Below are 13,932 nucleotides of genomic sequence, written 5' to 3' on the forward strand. Positions count from 1 at the left end.
AAAATTTAATACAGAAAACACTACACTCTAAACTCTAATGTTCTGTTGTTACCTTTTCACCATCTCCCCTGGAGGCGGTTAGCAATAGATTTTGACTTTGCCTTATTGATCTTTTTATTTAAATTTTTTCAGAGCAGGCAGAGAATTATTGTTAGGTTTTTTAATAATATTGGGCAGGCGAAAATTATGTATAAAGCGAAAGCAGGGAAGGCTCTGAACTTAGCTCTGAATAACAGTTCAAAGGCAGAGGCATTATCGGCTTTTGGTGTGGCTTTAACTTATGCAACAAAAGGTGGGTTTAACCTATCCACATTACATAAAATTGAAGTTCATGAATCAAAGAGCATAAGCACATCTCGGGAAATTGAACTGGTTAACAAATATAACGGGATACTTAAAAAAGCGAAGGAATTTTCCGCGAAGATAGAAAGCCTGACTTATCAACTCGATAAGACAACTAAATCCTTAGCGGAAACAAAGTCAGCCTTGGCTATCGCTGAATCAAAATTTAGGTCGGCAAATAAAGTTGCAGAAAATATGCGATTACACCGAGATGAGGCATCAAGAGCTTTAGAAGAAACTTGTAATATTTTATTGAAAACTCAGAGAGATTTTGAAAAAGAGAAAGCAGCATCTCAATGCTTTAAAAATGAGTTGGAAAAGCTATCCTCCACACTTACAAAACCAGTTGAATCACCTAAAAGTGCCGCAAGTACACCACAAGCAATAATCACCTTCGATATAAATAATATTCTAAATGAAATTCAGGAGGATAAAGAAACTGAAAACCGAAAACAAGATCAAAACTTATCATTTCAATCTCTATCTGGCATATACGAAAGCATTATCTTGTCACCGAATCTTGCGAATAAAAATTTTACACTCCAAAAGCCTGATGCGAGATATGGGAAATTGGAATGGATTGTTAATGGGAATATAAAACTCACCAACTACTGGTATGATAACTCATACACAAACTACTATTTCTTTGTTATTCCATCTACACAAGATAAAACAACTTACACATCAGGGATTCACCGTTCTGATACAGGACCTCGCGGAGGAGATCATGGAAGTTATACTTCCAGATACACAACAATAGAGCAAGGCTTGAAAGAGTTTTTAAAAAAAGCGCTTGATTAAACTGATTCCTATGTATTAGACCATTCCCTTATCAACAAAGATATTATTTATGGCATCTCTCTGGGATATAGTGTTTGATCTTATCCACCAACTTTGAACATAAGTGGCCTGACACCGTTCTACTGTACGATATTCGGTTTTGATAAGTGGCTAAGGATGATACTAAATGTCCGCTCCTGGCACAAAGCGGACATCCCAGCAATAACCACCCACCTACCCCCGCATATCAAACCCAACCTTCTGAAAATCCCGATACACCTCAGGATTGGTAAACGCCGGAAACTTCGCTTGTTGAGCCGCCAGTTTCACCGCCTCACAATACTCCTTATTGCCATTACTGGTTGATACCTTTAACGCCGTACCATCCTGCGCAAACTCCATATGCAGCCTGCATTTTTTGCCCTTCCAGCGTTCTGGCTCAACAATTTTATCTTCTATTGCAGCCTTAATACCCCGCGCCTGCGCGCCCCATTCATCCTGATCGTCCCAGCGGCCAGAACTGCAACTCCCTATTGCTGAGGTTTTGTGGCATCCCGAAGGCTGTAACGGCGCACAACCTGCTAGCAGGCTGACCACAACGGCAAGCATAAACATCTTCCCTACTCTTTCATGCGATCTCACGCCTTAAACTCCTGTGCTCATATACCCGTTAAAATTAATTTCGGTTTAACACTTTACGAAAAACAGAACTAATAAAAAACAGAACTATAAGTCCGGTAAGACGTAAGCCGCCACCGGGCAATTCCAGAGAGGTACACGCAATCAGCAACCTGGTTTAAATATTGTGCTCGCTTATGCCGGGCGGCGGCTGACGCCTTGCACGGCCTACAAAACCCACAATATCAACAAATGACGCATATTTCGTAGGCCCGGTAAGGCGCCAGCCGCCACCGGGCAATACCAGAGAGGTACATGCAATTAGCAACCTGGTTTAAATATTGTGCTCGCTTATGCCGGGCGGCGGCTGACGCCTTGCGCGGCCTACAAAACCCACAATATCAACAAATGACGCATATTTCGTAGGCCCGGTAAGGCGCTAGCCGCCACCGGGCATTTCCAGAGAGGTACCTTTGTGATGACTCGCTACAACTCCCCAAACTCCAGCACTCCGTCCCTCTCCGCCAGGCTTTCATAAACAGTTTCCACCGCCTCTTTCACCTTTAGCGTCATCGGATAATAGAACCCCACAATATCCGGCTGCACACCAAGGAAAACCACCTCCCCCACATCATCCCGTAGCTGATCCACCAGGTAGTTCAGCGGCATATTGTGCGTCGTCATCATAAACATCTCGGCGATGTCGTCCGGGTCGATGCGGCGGATTTCACCCGGGTTGAGCCCCATATCCGTCGCATCGACAATCAGCAGGCGAGCCGGGCGCAGCTCGCGGATCGCGACCACCTCGTTTTCCGGGGCGCTGCCGCCGTCGAACACTACCCAGTCGCCGCGGGGCGCTTCGCGGCACATCCCGGCCAGCAGCGGACCGGCGCCGTCGTCGCCCATCATGCTGTTGCCGACGCAGAGTAAAACATCAGTCACGTTGCCTCCGAACCATCAGATAGATGGCGTTTTCCTGGTGAATGGCGTGGAGCATGCCGAGCATCGCTTCGCTCCATTCCTGCTGCTGCGCCGTCTGCCGCGCCATTGCGGCGTCAAAGGCGCTGGCCAGCATCACAATATGATTCGCGTCGATCACGATCTCACCGTAGCGCGGCACACCCTCCATTTTACGCCGCGCCTCGCTCCCCGTTTCCAGGGTGGCGATCCAGTCCAGATACGCCTCCCACGGACAGGTCAGCGCCGCCTCCAGGCAGTCGATGACCCCCAGATGGTGGCCGATGGCCAGCCCGTAGTAGATCACCTGCTGGGCGTCGTCGGGAGTGTTGTCATTTTCGTCAATGAACTTGCGGCTGAGCTGGCTGAAGACCACGGTTTCGCTCATCAGATACGCTCCTGCCCGACCACCTCAAGGAGATTGCCGACGATCTCATTCAGGCGCGGATCGTTCTCCAGGGCCAGCCAGGCCGCCACGCTTTTATCCCCTTCAAGCAGATGGCGCATAAAGTCGTCGGCGATCTGGCGGCCGTAGCGGTAGCCCGCCAGGCGGCGCGCGGCGCGATCGATGCGGACCCGCAGGGGCTGAACCATCTCCGGATGCAGGATCTCGGCGGGCTGGTTGTCCAGCGCCCCCGGCTCGCGGGCGTGGATCTTCTGCTCCAGCAGCCCCAGCGCCATGGCAAAACCGTACAGGGTGGCGGCAGGCGACGGCGGGCAGCCGGGAATGTACACATCCACCGGGACGATTTTGTCGGTGCCGCCCCAGACGCAGTACAGATCGTGGAAGATACCGCCGGAGTTGCCGCAGGCGCCGTAGGAGATACAGATTTTCGGATCCGGTGCCGATTCCCACGCGCGCAGCGCCGGGGAGCGCATCGCGCGGGTGACTGCGCCGGTAAACAGCAGAATGTCGGCGTGGCGCGGGGATGGCACCACCTTAATGCCGAAGCGCTCGGTGTCGAAGATCGGCGACAGGGTAGCGAAGATCTCAATCTCGCAGCCGTTGCAGCCGCCGCAGTCCACGCGGTAGACGTAGGCGGAGCGCTTGATTTTTTTCAGCAGCGAGGCCTTCATGCGGGCGATGGACTCATCCACCGTCACCGGCACCGGGATCCCCTGTTCGTTACGTGGGCCTAAGAGTTCGCTCATCGTGTCGCTTCCTTCATCTCGCGGGTCAGATGGATTTTGTCCGAGGGGGTCAGCCCCTGCAGGCGCTTGCAGTCCGGGCAGGTCTCAAAGCTCTCCCGGTGATGTTCCGCGCGTTTGTCGCCGTTGTGGCGCAGCAGTTCGATGACGTAGTCGATCTCTTTTTGCACCGCGTACGGGCGCTGACACACCCGGCAGTGGCAGACGTCAAAGCGCGACTGCTGGAGGAAATCGGCCTTGCTCCACACCGCCAGCTCATACTCCTGGGAGAGTTTGATGGCGGTGGTCGGGCAGACCTCTTCGCAGCGCCCGCAGAAGATGCAGCGCCCCAGATTGAACTGCCAGGCAAGCTGACCGTACTGCACATCCGTCTCTACCGTCAGGGCGTTCGACGGACAGGCGTTCACGCAGGCCGCGCAGCCGATACACTGCTTAGGGTCGTGCTCCGGCTTGCCGCGCATATTTTTGTCGACCGCAATCGGCTGAAGGGGATACGACTCGGTCACCGTGCCGGTTTTGATGACTTTTTTGATAAAGGTAAACATGAATGCTCCGGGTTATTTCAGCGGCGAGTTCTTGCGTTCAATGCTGTAGCGTTCCAGCTCTTTGTACGGCACCACCTTGCTCTTCTTCTTGCGCACGTCCACCACCGTCATGCGGTCGGTACAGGAGTAGCAAGGGTCGAGGCTGCCGATAATCAGCGGCGCGTCGGAGACGGTGTTGCCGCGCAGCATGTAGCGCAGCGTCGGCCAGTTGGCGTAGGTGGCCGCCCGGCAGCGCCAGCGCCACAGCTTCTGGTTGTCGCCGGTCATGCTCCAGTGGATATCATCCCCGCGCGGCGCTTCGCTGAAGCCCAGCGCAAAGCGGTTCGGGATATAGGTAAAGCCTTCCACCATCAGCTCGCCGCCCGGCAGGTTGTCGAGGCCGAAGTCGATCATGTTCAGGGCGGTGTAGACCTCGTTGATGCGCACCTTCAGGCGGGAAATCACGTCGCAGCCCTGCTCGGTGTGAACCTCCATCGGCAGCAGGCCGTAGCCGACGAACGGGTGGTCGGCGCGGGTATCGCGGGCGTGACCGCTGGCGCGGACCATCGGGCCGACGTTGCTGAAGTCGCGGGCGATCTGCGGGTCGAGACGACCCACGCCGACGGTGCGCTGGTCGATGTTCGGCGTGCTCAGCAGGATATCCACCAGGTCCTGCACCTCGCGGCGCATCTGCTGGGCCAGCAGGCGGGTCTGGATCATGTCGTCTTTCAGCAGGTCGCGACGGATGCCGCCGATCAGGTTCAGGCCGTAGGTTTTACGCGCCCCGGTGAGGATCTCCGCCATCTTCATGGAGGTTTCACGCACGCGGAAGAACTGCATAAAGCCGGAGTCAAACCCGACGAAGTGGCAGGCCAGGCCGAGGTTCAGCAGGTGCGAGTGCAGGCGTTCCACCTCCAGCAGGATGGCGCGGATCATCTGGGCGCGTTCCGGCACCACGATCCCCATCGCATTCTCCACCGAGGTGGTGTAGGCCGTGCTGTGGGCAAAGCCGCAGATACCGCAGACGCGATCCGACAGGAAGGTCACTTCGTTGTAGCCCATCCGCGTTTCGGCCAGCTTTTCCATCCCGCGATGGACGTAGAACAGGCGGTAGTCGGCGTCGATGATGTTCTCGCCGTCGACGAACAGGCGGAAGTGGCCCGGCTCATCGGAGGTGACGTGCAGGGGGCCAATCGGCACCACGTTGTTCTTCTTATCCCCGAGTTCGTTGATGAACGCATAGGTCTCTTTGTCGGTGGTCGGGGCCGGGCGCTGACGGTAATCCATGCTGTCTTTACGCAGCGGATAGAGTTCGTCCGGCCAGTCATCCGGCAGCACCAGACGGCGCTCGTCCGGCAGGCCCACCGGCACCAGGCCGTACATGTCGCGCACTTCGCGCTCGCCCCACACCGCCGCGGGCACGCGCGGGGTGACGGACGGGAACTCCGGTTTGTCGGCGTCCACCTCCACGCGCACGGTGAGCCAGCAGCGGGTGCCCTGCTCCATCGACAGCACGTAGTAGACGGCATAGCTGCCGCACAGCTGGCGTTCGTCGTTGCCAAACAGCACCGACAGCCAGCCGCCCTGCTTGTAGTACAGGAACTCGACCACTTCCGGCAGGTAGTTGATTTTCACCGTCACGGTGATTTGATCTTTGGTCTGCCAGGCTTCATCCAGCACTACGCCAGGGAAGGCCTGATGCAGTGCGGCGAGATAGTGTTGACCTACTTTTTCTTCAGACATGGGTATTCTCTACAGTCACGCCGCCAGCAAGGAGACGAAAGCTAAAAATGCCAGACCGAAACCGGTCCAGGTAATCCGTGAGGTGGCGTTAAAACGCAGGCGCGCCATGCTGTTCTCAAACAGGGCAATCACCAGTACGCCCACGACCAGCTTGACCACCGCAATGACGATCGCCAGCAGCAGGCCGCCTGCGGAGAAGTGGGTCATCTGTCCCCAGGGGATAAACACCCCGACAAACATCTGCAACACCACCAGCTGTTTCAGGCTGATGCCCCACTTGAGCACGGCAAAGCCCGCGCCGCTGTATTCCGACAGCGGGCCTTCCTGCAGCTCCTGCTCGGCCTCGGCAAGGTCAAACGGCAGCTTGCCCATTTCAATGAAGGTGGCGAAGGCGCAGGCGCACATCGCCAGTAACAGCGTCAGGGTGTGGGCCACCGGCCAGTGGTAGATGGTCGCAGTCACCGCGCTGATGTGGGTGGTGCCCGCCACCTGAGCGGCAACCCACAGACCCAGGAGCAGGATCGGCTCCACCAGCACGCCGAGCATCGCTTCACGGCTGGCGCCAATCCCGGTGAACGGGCTGCCGGTATCCAGCCCGGCGATGGCGAAGAAGAAGCGTGCGATAGCGAAGAGGTAGATCAGGGTGATCAGATCCCCCAGCGCAGGCACTGGAGAGGCAACGGTGATCACCGGCAGTGCGGTAGCAATGGCGAACATCACCGCCACCATCACAAACGGCATCAGACGGAACACCCAGCCGGACGCCGCCGGGGCCACGCTCTGGCGGCCCAGGAGTTTGATCAGATCCCGGTACTCCTGGAAGATATCCGGCCCGCGACGGGTATGCAGACGGGCACGCGCCACGCGGGTAATGCCCGCCAGCAGCGGCGCAACGGCAAACAGCACCAGCGCCTGAATCAAAGCGAAGATGAGGGTCATGCTCAGGCTCCTCGGGAGATAACGACAACCACCAGCACCGCCAGCTCAATCAGGGCGATACGGTGGAATAACACGGCGGTGCTGTCGCACTGCCAGCCGGGGATAAAGCGCACCGGGTTGAGCCATTTGCGCAGCTTCAGCACTGGCGCGAAGGACTCTTTCACCGGCATTGCAAAGCCGTGGGCGGTGATGACCATTGAGGCTTCGTGATCGTAGCCGCAGACCCAGGCAAAGCCGCGGGAGCGGTTCGCCAGGCGGTCGCCCTTGAACAGCACCATCAGGATAAACGGCAGCAGCAGACCGGCGATCAGCAGCAGGGTAATCATCGGCTGCGAGACGGTAGACATCTCCCCGCCGCTGACCGGGAACAGGCCGCTGACAATCGGCAGGAACCACGGGGCCGCCACGCCGCCCGCCACGCAGAACAGCGCCGCCAGCACGGTGCTGACGGTCATCAGCCACGGGGCGCAGCAGGCGTTTTCCGCCTCTTCGGTGCGCGGTGCGCCGAGGAAGGTGACGCCATAGACTTTCGCCATACACATCACCGCCAGCGCGCCGGTAATCGCCAGGCCGGTTGCCAGCAGCGGCCCCAGCAGGCGGGCAACAAAGGCGTCATGGGTGCCGAGATTGAAGAAGGACTGATAGATCACCCACTCCCCGGCAAAGCCGTTCAGCGGCGGCAGGGCCGCCATCGCCATCAGCCCCACCAGCATGGCCAGCGAGATCAGCGGCATTTTTTTGCCGATGCCGCCCAGCTTCTCGATGTCGCGATGGCCGGTGCGATACCACACCGCGCCCGCGCCGAGGAACAGCGTGGTTTTAAACAGCCCGTGGCTAATCAGATGGTAAAGGCCGCCGGTAAAACCCAGCGCAATCAGCAGGTTGCTGTGCAGCGCAATACCGGTGACGCCCGCCCCGAGGCCGAGCAGGATAATGCCGATGTTTTCCAGGGTGTGATACGCCAGCAGGCGCTGGATGTTGTGCTCCATCAGGGCGTACAGCCCGCCGATAAAGGCGGTGAGCATGCCCATCACCAGCAGCAACACCCCGAGCCACAGCGGCGGTAATGCCCCGCTCAGCGCCACGGTGAGCATGCCGTACAGGCCAACCTTCATGACGACCGTGGAGAACAGCGCGGCCGCCGGGGCGCTGGCATTAGCATGCGCCTGCGGGGCCCAGCCGTGCAGCGGGATAACCCCCGCCAGCAGGCCAAAGCCCGCCAGGCCCGGCAGCCAGATGCTGGCCCCCGGTGCCTGGGCGGTAGCCAGGGCATTCATCGCCCCGAAGTTCAGGGTGCCGTAGAAGCCCCACGCCTGCCAGCAGGCGATGGCCAGCAGGAGGGTCCCCAGACGACCCAGCACAAACCACAGCTTGCCGGACTGGGCGCAGCCGGTGAGAAACGCGCCACACAGGGCCATCACTTCCGCCATCACCACCAGCCAGCCGAGGTTATCGACCATGATGGCGGCCACGGCGGCAGCCATCAGCAGGTTGGTCAGCAGGCCGTTGGCTTTCGCCTGCGGGTGGCGGTGCCAGGCAATGGTAAACAGGCTGATAAGAAACGCCGGCAGGCCGATGGCGATAAGCCATATCGCCCGGATGCCGGTCATCTGCATGCCGAGGTGCAGCCAGGTTATCTCTGCGTGCAGCGGCCCGGTTTGCGAGGAGAGCAGCGCGATCGCCCCTGCCCCCACCGTCATGGCGCTGGCAATGGCGCCGCCGATCCCGGCGATGGCACCGCTGATTGGCCGGTTGGCGCAAAAAATGAGGGCCAGCACCGCGCTGATGACATACCACGCCAGCGCCTGGTTAATTAACGATAAGGCGTTCATCAAAGCTCTCCTTGTTGCGACTGGAACAGCGACAGATCGCCCAGATCCGTATGCAGGGTGAGTTCGCGCTTGTTCCGGCTGGCGCGCGCGATGTCCTCGTTATTAATCAGACGCAGGGATTTGGTCGGGCAGGTGCGCACGCACGCCGGCCCGTCCGGGTCGAAGTAGCAGAGGTCGCACTTCACCGCAATGGCGCGCACGCCGGGCACCCAGTCGAGGAACGGGCTGACGCGGGCGGGAGCCGGAGCGGCCATCGGCGCCTTGCTGGTATTACAGTTGGCAGGAATGGCCCGCGGGCGGCTCCCGGCAAACTCAACGGCGCCAAACGGGCAGGCAATACCGCACAGCTTGCAGCTGACGCACAGGCTTTCATTGAGCTGGATGGCGCCGTCAATGCGGGTGATGGCATTGACCGGGCACACCTGAGCGCAGGGGGCATCTTCGCAGTGATGGCAAAGCTGCGGCGCAGAGTCCTGGCTGTTGCGCATCACTTTCAGTCGCGGCTGGCTTTGCAGGCCATGCTGGCGATGGTTTTCTGAGCAGGCTGCCTCACAGGTGTGGCACCCGATACACAGCGTGGGATCGGCAATTACAAAACGATTCACCTGGTTTCCTCTGGTGATAGTCATTTTTGACGAAAAATGGCGGAAGTGTCATTTTCGACACCTGACGACATCGAATTCAGGCGGCAGCGTGGTGCTGCGCGAGCGCCGCCAGGGTCAGCGATTCGCCGCGTTCGGTGGCCTCAAACAGCGCGGCATAGACGCCGTTGATTTTCCCAAGGAAATGGTTGAATACCGCTTCGCGCTGGTCGATGTGAATGCTGCCGTCCAGCATCCCGTCGTCGCTCAGCCGGGCGCGACCAATCAGCACGCTCTCGTCGTTGTCACGCGCTTCGATGGTGTAATTGAAGATATGCCCGTTGAACGCCTGTTCAGGCGTCACGCGGATAAGGAAGTGGTCGAACAGCCAGAAACCGAGCCCGGTGTCGTTGTTGCAGCCCACACTCAGGTGCAGACTGGCTTTGGAGAGGGTAATGGCCTGAACCAGTGAATTACCGTAGTGGTTCCAGTGGGCGCGGAGCACGCGCTGTTGCCCGGCTATAAAATTGGCTTTTTCGCTCAATTCTGAAAGTGTCATGGTGATGTACCTGATGCGTCATATGTAAAGAGTTCGCTTCACTAAGCACATTTCATGCCATTTTTTAACGCATTGATTTTATGCATTTTTATTTTTTAAAGCCTGCCCGATCACAAAAAATGACATGTCATTTCGTCATCTTTGTCAGGGTTCAGTCTTCCCCCGCACTTTCTCCTCACTAAAAGCTGGCATCAATATTGCTTTACCCCGCAAGACTTCACCGGGAATAGCACAATGCACGAAATCACCCTCTGCCAGCAGGCGCTGGAATTGATCGAACAACAGGCCCATCAGCATCACGCGAAGCGGGTGACGGATGTCTGGCTACGCGTCGGCGCTTTTTCCTGCGTGGAAAGCAGCGCGCTGGAATTTTGCTTTGAGCTGGTCTGCCGCGGCACCCTGGCCGAAGGCTGCGGGCTGCATCTCGAAGAACAGCAGGCGGAATGCTGGTGTCAGGACTGCCAGGAATATGTCCAGCTGCTAACCCATCGCGTGCGACGCTGCCCGCAATGCGGCGGCGCGAGTCTGAATATCGTCGCTGACGACGGACTGCACATCACGCGTCTGGAAATTGAACAGGAGTAAATCATGTGTACCACCTGCGGTTGCGCCCACGGCAACCTCTATATAGAAGGCGACGAGCGGAATGCCCATTCCGCTTTTCGCAGCGCCCCATTCTCTCCGGCACCCCGCCAGACGTTTCACGTCACGCGGATCGGCGGCGGCGATTTTGCGCCCACGGAACAGCAGCCAGGCCAGCTTGATTACGGCCAGGGGGCCGCAGGCACTCACGCGCCGGGCCTGAGCCAGCGCAAGATGGTCGAGATTGAGATCGACGTGCTGAGCAAAAATAATCAGGTTGCCGAAGGTAACCGCCAGCGGTTCCGTGCCCGGCAGCAGCTGGCGCTGAATCTGGTCTCCAGCCCCGGCTCCGGTAAAACCACCCTGCTGACCGAGACCTTAACGCGCTTACAGCAGCGTGTGCCCTGCGCGGTGATCGAAGGCGATCAGCAGACCGTGAATGATGCCGAGCGGATCCGCGCCACCGGCACTCCGGCGATCCAGGTTAATACCGGCAAAGGCTGCCACCTGGACGCGCAAATGATCTCTGACGCGATACAGCGCCTGCCCCTGGACGAGGGCGGGATTATGTTTATCGAGAATGTCGGCAACCTGGTCTGCCCGGCCAGCTTCGATCTCGGGGAGCGCCATAAGGTGGCGGTACTCTCCGTTACCGAGGGCGAGGACAAGCCGCTGAAATATCCGCACATGTTCGCCGCCGCCTCCATCATGCTGCTCAACAAGGTCGATCTGCTGCCGTACCTCAGCTTTGACGTGGAGAAATGCCTTGCCGCCGCCCGGGAAGTGAACCCGGATATCGCGATCCTGCTGGTCTCCGCCACGCGGGGTGACGGGATGGACGCCTGGCTTGACTGGCTGGAGGCGCAGCGATGTGCATAGGCGTTCCCGGTAAAATCACCGCTATTGTGGACGGTATGCAGGCCAAAGTCGAGGTCTGCGGCGTGCTGCGCGATGTGGATCTGACCCTGGTCGGCGCTCACGACGACGACGGCAACAGCCGTCTCGGCCAGTGGGTACTGGTCCACGTCGGCTTCGCCATGAGCGTGATAAATGAAGCGGAGGCGCTGGACACCCTCGCCGCGCTGCAGAATATGTTCGACGTTGAGCCGGACGTGGGCCCGCTGCTGTTTGGCGAGGAGCCCCGCTGATGCGCTTTGTAGACGAATACCGCGACCCGCAAAAGGTGATGGCCCTGATTGAGACGCTCAGCGTCCGCGCCAAAGCCCTTCCCTGTACGCCCCAGCGTCCGCTGCGGATCATGGAGGTGTGCGGCGGGCACACCCACGCCATCTTTAAGTTCGGCCTCGATCGGCTCCTGCCGGAGAATATTGAGTTTATCCACGGCCCCGGCTGCCCGGTGTGCGTCCTGCCGATGGGGCGGATCGATACCTGCATTGAGATCGCCAGCCACCCGGAGGTGATCTTCTGTACCTTCGGCGACGCGATGCGGGTGCCGGGTAAAAACGGCTCCCTGCTGGATGCCCGGATGCGCGGCGCGGATGTGCGGATCATCTACTCCCCCGCCGACGCGCTGAAGCTGGCCCGGCAAAACCCGGACCGGAAAGTGGTGTTCTTCGGCCTGGGGTTTGAAACCACCATGCCCGCCACCGCCCTGACCCTGCGCCAGGCGAAGGCCGCTAACGTACAGAACTTCTTCTTTTTCTGCCAGCACATCACGCTAATCCCGGTGCTGAAAAGCCTGCTGGAACAGCCGGAAAACGGCATCGACGCTTTCCTGGCACCGGGGCACGTCAGCATGGTGATTGGCACCCACGCCTACGATTTTATCGCGGCGGAACATCAGCGCCCGCTGGCGGTCGCCGGTTTTGAACCGGTCGATCTGCTGCAGGGGGTGTTGATGATCGTGGAGCAGAAGATCGCGGGCGTAAGCCAGGTCGAAAATCAGTATCGCCGCATCGTGCCTGAGAACGGCAACGCCGTGGCCCAGACCGCCATCGCAGAGGTATTCGGCATAGAAGGCGACAGCGAATGGCGCGGGCTGGGGGTGATTGAACACTCCGGCGTGCATCTCACCGACGCGTATCGCCAGTTCGACGCCGAGCGCCACTTCAGCACCCGTGCGCAAGACATCTGTGACGATCCTGAGGCACGCTGCGGCGCGGTCCTGACCGGGCGCTGTAAACCGGCCCAGTGTCCGCTGTTTGGTAACAAATGCACGCCGCAAAGCGCCTTTGGCGCGCTCATGGTGTCATCGGAAGGGGCGTGTAGCGCCTGGTATCAGTACCGTTCTCAGGAGTGTGAAAGTTGAAACAGATTACCCTCGCCCACGGGAGCGGCGGACAGGCCATGCAACAGCTGATCGGCGAGCTTTTTATGCGCGCCTTCGCCAACCCGCTGCTGAACGAGCAGGAAGATCAGGCCCGTATTCCCCTGCATGAGCTCACCGCTCAGGGCGACAGGCTGGCCTTTTCCACCGACAGCTACGTGATTGACCCGCTGTTCTTCCCGGGGGGCGATATCGGCAAGCTGGCTGTCTGCGGTACCGCCAACGACGTGGCGGTCAGCGGGGCGATCCCGCGCTGGCTCTCCTGCGGCTTTATCCTCGAGGAGGGGCTGGAGATGGCGGCGCTGGAGCGCATCGTCACCAGCATGGCCACCGCCGCCTCTGAAGCAGGCATCACCATTGTGACCGGCGATACCAAAGTGGTCCCGCGCGGCGCGGCGGATAAAGTGTTTATTAACACCGCCGGTATCGGTTCGATTCCCGAGGGGGTAAACTGGGGGATGCGCCAGATTGCGCCAGGCGATGTGCTGCTGGTCAGCGGCACGCTGGGCGATCACGGCGCGACTATCCTGAACCTGCGCGAAGGCTTAGGTCTGGATGGCGACCTGCAAAGCGACTGCGCCGTCCTGACACCGCTCATTCAGGCGCTGCGGGCAGAGCCCGGCATCAAAGCCCTGCGCGACGCCACCCGCGGCGGCGTAAATGCCGTTGCCCACGAGTTTGCCGCCAGCAGCGGCTGTGGGATTGAATTACAGGAGGGGGCGCTCCCCGTGAAGCCCGCCGTGCGCGGCGCGTGCGAGCTGCTGGGGCTGGACCCGCTTAACTTTGCCAACGAAGGCAAACTGGTGATTGCGGTCGGACGCCATGAAGCGGAGCGCGTGCTAGGCTTAGTACGCCAGCATCCTCTGGGCCAGGACGCGGCCATCATCGGCGAGGTGGTCGAGCGCAAAGGTGTCAGGCTCACCGGACTGTACGGCGTGAAGCGAACCCTGAATTTGCCACATGCCGAACCGCTACCGCGTATTTGCTGATCCCGGCAGCACTCATTAGCTTCTCATTTTTCTGGATACTCTGGATAAAA

Annotated in this window: 16 protein-coding genes; 6 read left to right on the forward strand and 10 right to left on the reverse strand. The window is 59.0% G+C overall.

Annotated elements, in window-relative coordinates; all coding sequences use genetic code 11:
• Positions 1–186 precede the first annotated feature (186 nt).
• On the forward strand, positions 187–1,143 hold the full coding sequence (locus GNG27_RS18275; protein ID WP_156264492.1) for a hypothetical protein: 957 nt from the start codon (positions 187–189) through the stop codon (positions 1,141–1,143).
• A gap of 213 nt (positions 1,144–1,356) precedes the next feature.
• On the opposite strand, the gene GNG27_RS18280 is transcribed toward GNG27_RS18275, so the two are convergent.
• The 10 genes from GNG27_RS18280 to GNG27_RS18325 all read right to left on the reverse strand — a co-directional run bounded on the left by GNG27_RS18280 (position 1,357) and on the right by GNG27_RS18325 (position 10,024).
• Entirely contained in the window at positions 1,357–1,737 is a 381-nt protein-coding gene (locus GNG27_RS18280) for a cell envelope integrity TolA C-terminal domain-containing protein (protein ID WP_370462878.1), read from the reverse strand.
• 489 nt (positions 1,738–2,226) lie between these two features.
• Positions 2,227–2,682 carry a hydrogenase maturation peptidase HycI gene (gene hycI, locus GNG27_RS18285; RefSeq protein WP_156264494.1) on the reverse strand — a complete coding sequence of 152 codons (456 nt, stop codon included), beginning with the start codon at positions 2,680–2,682 and terminating at the stop codon, positions 2,227–2,229.
• Positions 2,675–3,085 (reverse strand): formate hydrogenlyase maturation HycH family protein, encoded by a 411-nt coding sequence (locus GNG27_RS18290; protein WP_142486861.1) that lies wholly within the window; start codon positions 3,083–3,085, stop codon positions 2,675–2,677. The genes hycI and GNG27_RS18290 overlap by 8 nt, the downstream gene beginning before the upstream one ends.
• Entirely contained in the window at positions 3,085–3,849 is a 765-nt protein-coding gene (gene nuoB, locus GNG27_RS18295; protein ID WP_156264495.1) for an NADH-quinone oxidoreductase subunit B family protein, read from the reverse strand. Before nuoB ends, GNG27_RS18290 begins: the two co-directional genes overlap by 1 nt.
• Positions 3,846–4,391, reverse strand: a complete 546-nt coding sequence (locus GNG27_RS18300; RefSeq protein WP_156264496.1) for a formate hydrogenlyase complex iron-sulfur subunit — start codon at positions 4,389–4,391, stop codon at positions 3,846–3,848. The genes nuoB and GNG27_RS18300 overlap by 4 nt, the downstream gene beginning before the upstream one ends.
• 12 nt (positions 4,392–4,403) lie before the next feature.
• Complete coding sequence (gene hycE, locus GNG27_RS18305) at positions 4,404–6,113, reverse strand: formate hydrogenlyase subunit HycE (RefSeq protein ID WP_142486864.1); 1,710 nt, start codon at positions 6,111–6,113, stop codon at positions 4,404–4,406.
• Positions 6,114–6,128: 15 nt separating this feature from the next.
• Positions 6,129–7,052: a respiratory chain complex I subunit 1 family protein gene (locus GNG27_RS18310; protein ID WP_156264497.1), complete on the reverse strand. Its 924-nt coding sequence runs from the start codon at positions 7,050–7,052 to the stop codon at positions 6,129–6,131.
• A 2-nt stretch (positions 7,053–7,054) separates the two neighbouring features.
• On the reverse strand, positions 7,055–8,884 hold the full coding sequence (hycC, locus tag GNG27_RS18315) for a formate hydrogenlyase subunit 3 (protein WP_156264498.1): 1,830 nt from the start codon (positions 8,882–8,884) through the stop codon (positions 7,055–7,057).
• On the reverse strand, positions 8,884–9,489 hold the full coding sequence (locus GNG27_RS18320; RefSeq protein ID WP_142486867.1) for a 4Fe-4S dicluster domain-containing protein: 606 nt from the start codon (positions 9,487–9,489) through the stop codon (positions 8,884–8,886). The genes hycC and GNG27_RS18320 overlap by 1 nt, the downstream gene beginning before the upstream one ends.
• Before the next feature lie 76 nt (positions 9,490–9,565).
• On the reverse strand, positions 9,566–10,024 hold the full coding sequence (locus GNG27_RS18325; RefSeq protein WP_142486868.1) for a transcriptional regulator: 459 nt from the start codon (positions 10,022–10,024) through the stop codon (positions 9,566–9,568).
• A gap of 234 nt (positions 10,025–10,258) precedes the next feature.
• Here GNG27_RS18325 and hypA point away from each other — a divergent pair, with 234 nt between their 5' ends.
• The 5 genes from hypA to hypE are packed head-to-tail and all read left to right on the forward strand — an operon-like array spanning position 10,259 to position 13,882.
• Entirely contained in the window at positions 10,259–10,609 is a 351-nt protein-coding gene (gene hypA, locus GNG27_RS18330; RefSeq protein WP_142486869.1) for a hydrogenase maturation nickel metallochaperone HypA, read from the forward strand.
• 3 nt (positions 10,610–10,612) lie between these two features.
• Positions 10,613–11,485, forward strand: a complete 873-nt coding sequence (gene hypB / locus GNG27_RS18335) for a hydrogenase nickel incorporation protein HypB (protein ID WP_156264499.1) — start codon at positions 10,613–10,615, stop codon at positions 11,483–11,485.
• Positions 11,476–11,754: a HypC/HybG/HupF family hydrogenase formation chaperone gene (locus GNG27_RS18340; protein WP_156264500.1), complete on the forward strand. Its 279-nt coding sequence runs from the start codon at positions 11,476–11,478 to the stop codon at positions 11,752–11,754. The genes hypB and GNG27_RS18340 overlap by 10 nt, the downstream gene beginning before the upstream one ends.
• On the forward strand, positions 11,754–12,875 hold the full coding sequence (gene hypD / locus GNG27_RS18345; RefSeq protein ID WP_156264501.1) for a hydrogenase formation protein HypD: 1,122 nt from the start codon (positions 11,754–11,756) through the stop codon (positions 12,873–12,875). Before GNG27_RS18340 ends, hypD begins: the two co-directional genes overlap by 1 nt.
• Positions 12,872–13,882, forward strand: coding sequence for a hydrogenase expression/formation protein HypE (gene hypE / locus GNG27_RS18350; protein ID WP_156264502.1), 1,011 nt, complete (start codon positions 12,872–12,874; stop codon positions 13,880–13,882). The genes hypD and hypE overlap by 4 nt, the downstream gene beginning before the upstream one ends.
• Positions 13,883–13,932: the final 50 nt, after the last annotated feature.

Source organism: Leclercia sp. 119287 (assembly GCF_009734485.1).
Taxonomy (GTDB): domain Bacteria; phylum Pseudomonadota; class Gammaproteobacteria; order Enterobacterales; family Enterobacteriaceae; genus Enterobacter; species Enterobacter adecarboxylatus_C.

What these genes read in the sequence shown, in the direction of transcription:
- GNG27_RS18275 (WP_156264492.1), top strand. Translation starts at nt 187, where the DNA reads ATGTATAAAGCGAAAGCAGGGAAGGCTCTGAACTTAGCTCTGAATAAC.
- GNG27_RS18280 (WP_370462878.1), bottom strand. Translation starts at nt 1,737, where the DNA reads ATGTTTATGCTTGCCGTTGTGGTCAGCCTGCTAGCAGGTTGTGCGCCG.
- GNG27_RS18290 (WP_142486861.1), bottom strand. Translation starts at nt 3,085, where the DNA reads ATGAGCGAAACCGTGGTCTTCAGCCAGCTCAGCCGCAAGTTCATTGAC.
- nuoB (WP_156264495.1), bottom strand. Translation starts at nt 3,849, where the DNA reads ATGAGCGAACTCTTAGGCCCACGTAACGAACAGGGGATCCCGGTGCCG.
- GNG27_RS18300 (WP_156264496.1), bottom strand. Translation starts at nt 4,391, where the DNA reads ATGTTTACCTTTATCAAAAAAGTCATCAAAACCGGCACGGTGACCGAG.
- hycE (WP_142486864.1), bottom strand. Translation starts at nt 6,113, where the DNA reads ATGTCTGAAGAAAAAGTAGGTCAACACTATCTCGCCGCACTGCATCAG.
- GNG27_RS18310 (WP_156264497.1), bottom strand. Translation starts at nt 7,052, where the DNA reads ATGACCCTCATCTTCGCTTTGATTCAGGCGCTGGTGCTGTTTGCCGTT.
- hycC (WP_156264498.1), bottom strand. Translation starts at nt 8,884, where the DNA reads ATGAACGCCTTATCGTTAATTAACCAGGCGCTGGCGTGGTATGTCATC.
- GNG27_RS18325 (WP_142486868.1), bottom strand. Translation starts at nt 10,024, where the DNA reads ATGACACTTTCAGAATTGAGCGAAAAAGCCAATTTTATAGCCGGGCAA.
- hypA (WP_142486869.1), top strand. Translation starts at nt 10,259, where the DNA reads ATGCACGAAATCACCCTCTGCCAGCAGGCGCTGGAATTGATCGAACAA.
- hypB (WP_156264499.1), top strand. Translation starts at nt 10,613, where the DNA reads ATGTGTACCACCTGCGGTTGCGCCCACGGCAACCTCTATATAGAAGGC.
- GNG27_RS18340 (WP_156264500.1), top strand. Translation starts at nt 11,476, where the DNA reads ATGTGCATAGGCGTTCCCGGTAAAATCACCGCTATTGTGGACGGTATG.
- hypD (WP_156264501.1), top strand. Translation starts at nt 11,754, where the DNA reads ATGCGCTTTGTAGACGAATACCGCGACCCGCAAAAGGTGATGGCCCTG.